6 protein-coding genes are annotated in these 4,878 nt (G+C 62.1%); 1 reads left to right on the plus strand and 5 read right to left on the minus strand.

The window, feature by feature from the left end; genetic code table 11:
* Positions 1-3: 3 nt before the first annotated feature.
* From QZZ60_RS10520 to QZZ60_RS10540, 5 genes are all read right to left on the minus strand, one after another.
* Positions 4-876: a hypothetical protein gene (locus QZZ60_RS10520; protein ID WP_295641215.1), complete on the minus strand. Its 873-nt coding sequence runs from the start codon at positions 874-876 to the stop codon at positions 4-6.
* Positions 827-1,594: a protein-ADP-ribose hydrolase gene (locus QZZ60_RS10525; RefSeq protein ID WP_295641217.1), complete on the minus strand. Its 768-nt coding sequence runs from the start codon at positions 1,592-1,594 to the stop codon at positions 827-829. Before QZZ60_RS10525 ends, QZZ60_RS10520 begins: the two co-directional genes overlap by 50 nt.
* A complete protein-coding gene (locus QZZ60_RS10530; RefSeq protein ID WP_295641219.1) occupies positions 1,591-2,280 on the minus strand; it encodes a 4Fe-4S dicluster domain-containing protein in 690 nt (229 codons plus the stop codon). The genes QZZ60_RS10525 and QZZ60_RS10530 overlap by 4 nt, the downstream gene beginning before the upstream one ends.
* Before the next feature lie 350 nt (positions 2,281-2,630).
* Positions 2,631-3,191, minus strand: coding sequence for a chromate transporter (locus QZZ60_RS10535; protein ID WP_295641221.1), 561 nt, complete (start codon positions 3,189-3,191; stop codon positions 2,631-2,633).
* Complete coding sequence (locus QZZ60_RS10540) at positions 3,188-3,754, minus strand: chromate transporter (protein ID WP_295641223.1); 567 nt, start codon at positions 3,752-3,754, stop codon at positions 3,188-3,190. Before QZZ60_RS10540 ends, QZZ60_RS10535 begins: the two co-directional genes overlap by 4 nt.
* A gap of 96 nt (positions 3,755-3,850) precedes the next feature.
* Here QZZ60_RS10540 and QZZ60_RS10545 point away from each other — a divergent pair, with 96 nt between their 5' ends.
* On the plus strand, positions 3,851-4,753 hold the full coding sequence (locus QZZ60_RS10545) for a LysR family transcriptional regulator (RefSeq protein WP_295641225.1): 903 nt from the start codon (positions 3,851-3,853) through the stop codon (positions 4,751-4,753).
* The last annotated feature ends 125 nt before the right edge of the window (positions 4,754-4,878 follow it).

The following is a 4,878-nucleotide window of genomic DNA, read 5'->3' on the forward strand; positions in this document are numbered from 1 at the left end:
TTTTCAATATCCAAGGAGGGAGAGGGATTCCGCGATGTCGCCTTTGAGCCAGACGGAGCGGTCGGCGATTTCCGAGGGGACGCAGGGGGTGGCGGCGTTCATGGCGGCGTAGGTGACGAGGCTGCTTTTCCGGGTCAGCTGCCAGAAGGGGAACTTGATGATGCCGGGAGTATTGTAGCCCACGCCGAGTTCGAGGCAGACGAGGCGGCAGTGTTCGTGATCCTTCAGGAATTTCCGGTAGCGTTCATTGGCGGCGAACCAGCCTTCGTCCTGCACGAAGGAGTCGTCGCAGCGCAGGTTCATGGTCATGAGTCTGCCGCAGCGGGGGCAGCGCGGCACGAGCTCGGAGGGCACGCGCATATTTTTCTGCTGCTCCATCATGAGCCTGACGACGGATTCATTGTCGTAGGTGCTTTCGTGGCAGGGGGTGGCGCACTGCCAGAGGCCGTAGTCGCCCTGCATGTAGAAAAGCCGCGACTTGTCGAAGCGTGCGAGCTGAAACTGATGGTCCACGTTGGAGGTGAGCACGAAATAGTCCCGGCCCTGCACGAGCTTCAGAAGCCGCCGGTACAGCGGCATGGGGCCGGGTTCGTAGCGGTTGTACCAGATATGGCGGCTCCACCATGCCCAGTGCTCCTCGGGAGAGGGGAAGCGGTAGAACCCTCCGGAGTACATGTCCGTGATGCCGTATGCCGCGGCAAAGTCCCCGAAAAGCCGCTCGAAGCGCTCGCCGGAATAGGTCAGCCCCGCCGAGTCGGAAAGTCCGGCTCCCGCGCCTATGAGCACGGCGTCGGCCTCGGCCAGCGCCTGCGCGAGGCGTTCGGCGTCACCGGAGCAGACGTCGGTATATTTGTGCGTCGGAGTCCTTGAACACATTGAATATCACCTTTTGTATGGACGGGAGGGAGGCAAGGCGCGCCGTCACGGTTTCCACGGCCGTTTCCGCGGCCTGCTGCGGCGGAAAATGGAACTCTCCCGTGGATATGCAGCAGAAGGCCAGGCTGGTGACGCCGTTTTTCGCCGCAAGGTCGAGGCAGGAAGCGTAGCACGAGGCCAGGGCCGCCCTGTCCCCGGGCGTGAGCGGCCCGCGCACCACCGGTCCCACCGTATGTATGACGAAGCGGCTCGGCAGATTGAAGCCCGGCGTGATTTTCGCGCCGCCGGTCTTCTCCTCATGCCCCTGCTCCTTCATGATGCGCGCGCAGGCAAGACGAAGCTGGACGCCCGCAAAGGTATGTACGGCGTTGTCGATGCACCCGTGATTCGGGCAGAAACAGCCCAGCATGGCACTGTTGGCCGCGTTCACTATGGCGTCGCAGCCGAGCGTGGTAATGTCGCCCTGCCAGAGCGCGAGACGCCCGCGCATGAACGGCACGTCCTTCTCGGAAGTCACGCCCCGCGCGCGCAGCTCCTCCTGCAGATAGGCGTCCTGCACGCTCAAAAACTCCCGCGATGCGGGCACGGGAGGCCGCACGTTGAAAAGCGCCCGAAGCAGCCTCTTCTGCGACGCTTCGTCCGCAGGAACGGCGGCAGCCTCGCCCCGTTCCCTGAGCAGCGCCTCAACAAGCCATGTCCTGCGCTCGTCCTGCGTCATGCCCTTTCCCCTGCCTCGTCTGCAAGCCCCTTGTGCCGCACGGCATGGGCGGGACAATGAATCCAGCAGTCGCCGCACTCGTCGCAGCGCGAACCGTCGATGACATACCTGTCCCCTTCCCTGTGCACGGCCTTGAACGTGCATACGCGCTCGCACTCGCCGCAGCCCACGCACGCTTCCGTAATGCTGAGCCCGGCCTTTTCCACGGGATGACCGCCGAAGGAAAAGCGCTCCCGCTCCAGCTTGTGGTCCCGAAGCTTCATGTCGAAATCATAGTCGAATATCTCGCCCTTCGCCCGGTACAGCACGAAGGTCGTCATGGCCGGATAGCGCTGCTGATCCTCTATGCCGTAGTTGAACGCCGGATCGTTCTTCGCCTTTATCTCCTCCATGCTCACTTCCCGCACGTCGCCCGTCACGCGGATGAAATACCCCGGCGCCATCTCCAGCGTGCGGTCGTCCCGCATGGTCACCACGGACGAGGCCGACATCCCGCACACCGACACCTTGCCCGTTTCCTTGAGCTGACGGTAAAACGGCTTCGTGGTCATGGTCATGAAGTACAGCCCCTCATCGTCGCACGCCAGAAAATGGGCAATGCGCGTTTCCGGCTCGTCGCCGTTCACCGTGGCGAACACGCAGCTTCCTATGCGGTCGAACCGTTCGTAAATGTCCTGTATGGTCATGCTCTTCCTCCCTGCGCCGCCGCTCTCCTTCTTCCCTGCTCCCCTCCGGGATTCCGACAGAACCGGAGCGCGGCAAAACGCCGTCAATATTGTTCGATATCAAAATATATCATCATGGCTTCCCTGTAAAGGAAAAAACGACAGACTGCGCAAGCGCACGTTTTCCTTACCCAAAAAATCGGCAGGACGCAGGAAAAAGGCCCGGCCTCTCCGCCCATCGGAACTTCGCCACGCAGACGGAGCGCCGCCGTCGACCGGAAGGAACGCACGAAGCCGCCCCGTTTCGGAACCGATCCTGCGCGCTGCGTGCCATGCGCCCTTCCCGGCGCTTCACCGCGGCCGACGGGCCGTCACTCCAAAAGATACGCGCCCACCTCGATGACGCCGGCAAGCAGCATGACGAGAATGGGATTCATCCGAAATTTCAGAAGCAGAAAAAGGCTGAACACAAAGATGCCCGCAAGACGAAGATTGACGTCTCCAAGCGCGAGAACCGCCTCGTGATTCCAGAGGGCCGACATGAGAATGTCCGCGCCGGAGACCGCAATGAGGGCCACCACGGCCGGACGCAGCACGTCGAACACGCCGGAAAGAAGCGTCATGTCGCGGTATTTCAGGTACATCTTCGCCACCAGCGTGACGATGAAGCAGGCCGGAAGCACGCAGCCCGCCGTGGCGATGACGGCTCCGGGCAGACCGGCAAGCCGCGTGCCCACGAAGGTGGCCGCATTGACGGCAATCGAGCCCGGCGTCATCTGCGATATGGTCACAAGATCGGTGAACTCGCGCATGGAAAGCCAGCCGTAGTTTCCCACCACTTCGCCCTGAATGAGCGGCAGCGCCGCATATCCTCCGCCGAAGCTGAACGCGCCTATCTTGAGAAAGCAGAAAAATATGTCCCAGTACATCATTTCTTTCCGCTCCTCATGAGGCGAAGCGCGTGCACGAGCCCCGCGCCTATGCACGCCAGTACCACGTAAATGACGTTGACATGAAAGACGTACGCCGCCACGAAGGCCAGCGTCATGACAAGAAGCGCCGCCGCGTCGCGCTTTTTCACGTACTTGCGCGCCAGATCCCACACCACGGCAAAGATCACCGCGGCCACGCCCGCCTGCATGCCGAGAAGCAGACGCTTCACAGGCTCGTTGTCGCTCACGGCCTGATAGCCCAGCGCAATGAGAGAAATGGTGACGAGCGGCGGAATGGCCGTGGCCACCACCGTGATGAGCATGCCCAAAAGTCCGGCCAGCTTGTACCCCACCACGATGGCCCCGCTTATGGCGATGGAACCGGGAGCCGTTTCCGCTATGGCCACAAGGTCGAGCATCTCGTCGTTCTCTATCCAGTGGAACTTGTCCACAAACGTCTTTTTCATAAGGGAAACAATGACGTATCCGCCCCCGAACGTGAACGCGCTCAGTTCCAGCGTGGAAAGAAAAAGTTTCCCCAGAAGTCTCCATCGTCGTGCCATGCTGCCCGCTCCTTTGCCCGAGAGCATGGCCCTTGTCCGGGGAGAAGTAAAATAGTATTATTCTATGGAATCCATAACCTGTTGCTTATAAATGCCATGACGCTCCGACATCTGCACATTTTCGTCACGGTCTTTCAGGCGGGCGGCATCACGCGGGCCGCGCTCATGCTGCACGTGTCCCAGCCTTCCGTGAGCCTGGCCATCCGCGAGCTTGAGCAGCACTACGGCGTGCGCCTGTTCGAGCGCACGGGCCGCAGCATCGTGCCCACAGAATGCGGCAAGGCCTTCTACGGCTACGCCCTGCACATCGTTTCCCTGTTCCGCGACATGGAAAAGAAAATGACGGACTGGGACGAAACGGGCACCCTGCGCATAGGCACCAGCATCACCATAGGCACGCACGTGCTCCCCTCGCTGCTCACGGCCTGCCGCGAGCGCTTCCCCGGCATCCATGCCGAGGTGGTCATCCACAACTCCGCCACCATCGAGCGCTTCGCCACAGACAACAGCATAGACATCGGCCTCATCGAAAACGCCCCGCAGCACCCGGACATCCGCTGCCGCCCGTTCAGAAAGGACCGGCTGTGCGGCATAGCGCCCCCGGATCATCCCCTCGCCGGACGAAACGACGTCACCATCGCAGAACTGGCATCTCAGCCCCTGCTGCTCCGAGAAAAGGGAAGCGGAGGCCGCGAAATCCTCGACGCCTGCTTCTCCCTCGAACAGCTCCACGTCCGCCCCCTCTGGGAAAGCGTGAGCAACCAGGCCATCATTCGCGGCGTCGCCGCAGGCCTCGGCGTCTCCGTCCTGCCCTGCCTGCTCGTGCAGAAGGATGTGCAGGAAGGCTGCGTCGCCCCCTTCGACCTGCAACCCACCCTGGAACGCGACTTCAACATCATCTGCCACAAGCGCAAATACCTCACCGCCCCCATGCGCGCCTTCATCTCCCTGTGCCTCGAAAACTCCGGGAGAGAAAGGAAAGAGGACGGGACAGACTGAGAAGGCGCGGGGCGCCGCCCCCCGCACCCCGGAAAGACACAGGGGCGCTGCCCCTGGACCCCGACGGGGGAAATAATTCCCCCCGCACCCCCCTGTTTCGCCTTGCGGCTTCGCCGCGCGGCGGG

This window comes from uncultured Mailhella sp. (genome assembly GCF_905187505.1).
In the GTDB taxonomy this organism is placed as follows: domain Bacteria; phylum Desulfobacterota; class Desulfovibrionia; order Desulfovibrionales; family Desulfovibrionaceae; genus Mailhella.

Coding starts and splice junctions, on each gene's coding strand:
- QZZ60_RS10520 (WP_295641215.1), bottom strand. CDS start 876: ATGTGTTCAAGGACTCCGACGCACAAATATACCGACGTCTGCTCCGGT.
- QZZ60_RS10525 (WP_295641217.1), bottom strand. CDS start 1,594: ATGACGCAGGACGAGCGCAGGACATGGCTTGTTGAGGCGCTGCTCAGG.
- QZZ60_RS10530 (WP_295641219.1), bottom strand. CDS start 2,280: ATGACCATACAGGACATTTACGAACGGTTCGACCGCATAGGAAGCTGC.
- QZZ60_RS10535 (WP_295641221.1), bottom strand. CDS start 3,191: ATGATGTACTGGGACATATTTTTCTGCTTTCTCAAGATAGGCGCGTTC.
- QZZ60_RS10540 (WP_295641223.1), bottom strand. CDS start 3,754: ATGGCACGACGATGGAGACTTCTGGGGAAACTTTTTCTTTCCACGCTG.
- QZZ60_RS10545 (WP_295641225.1), top strand. CDS start 3,851: ATGACGCTCCGACATCTGCACATTTTCGTCACGGTCTTTCAGGCGGGC.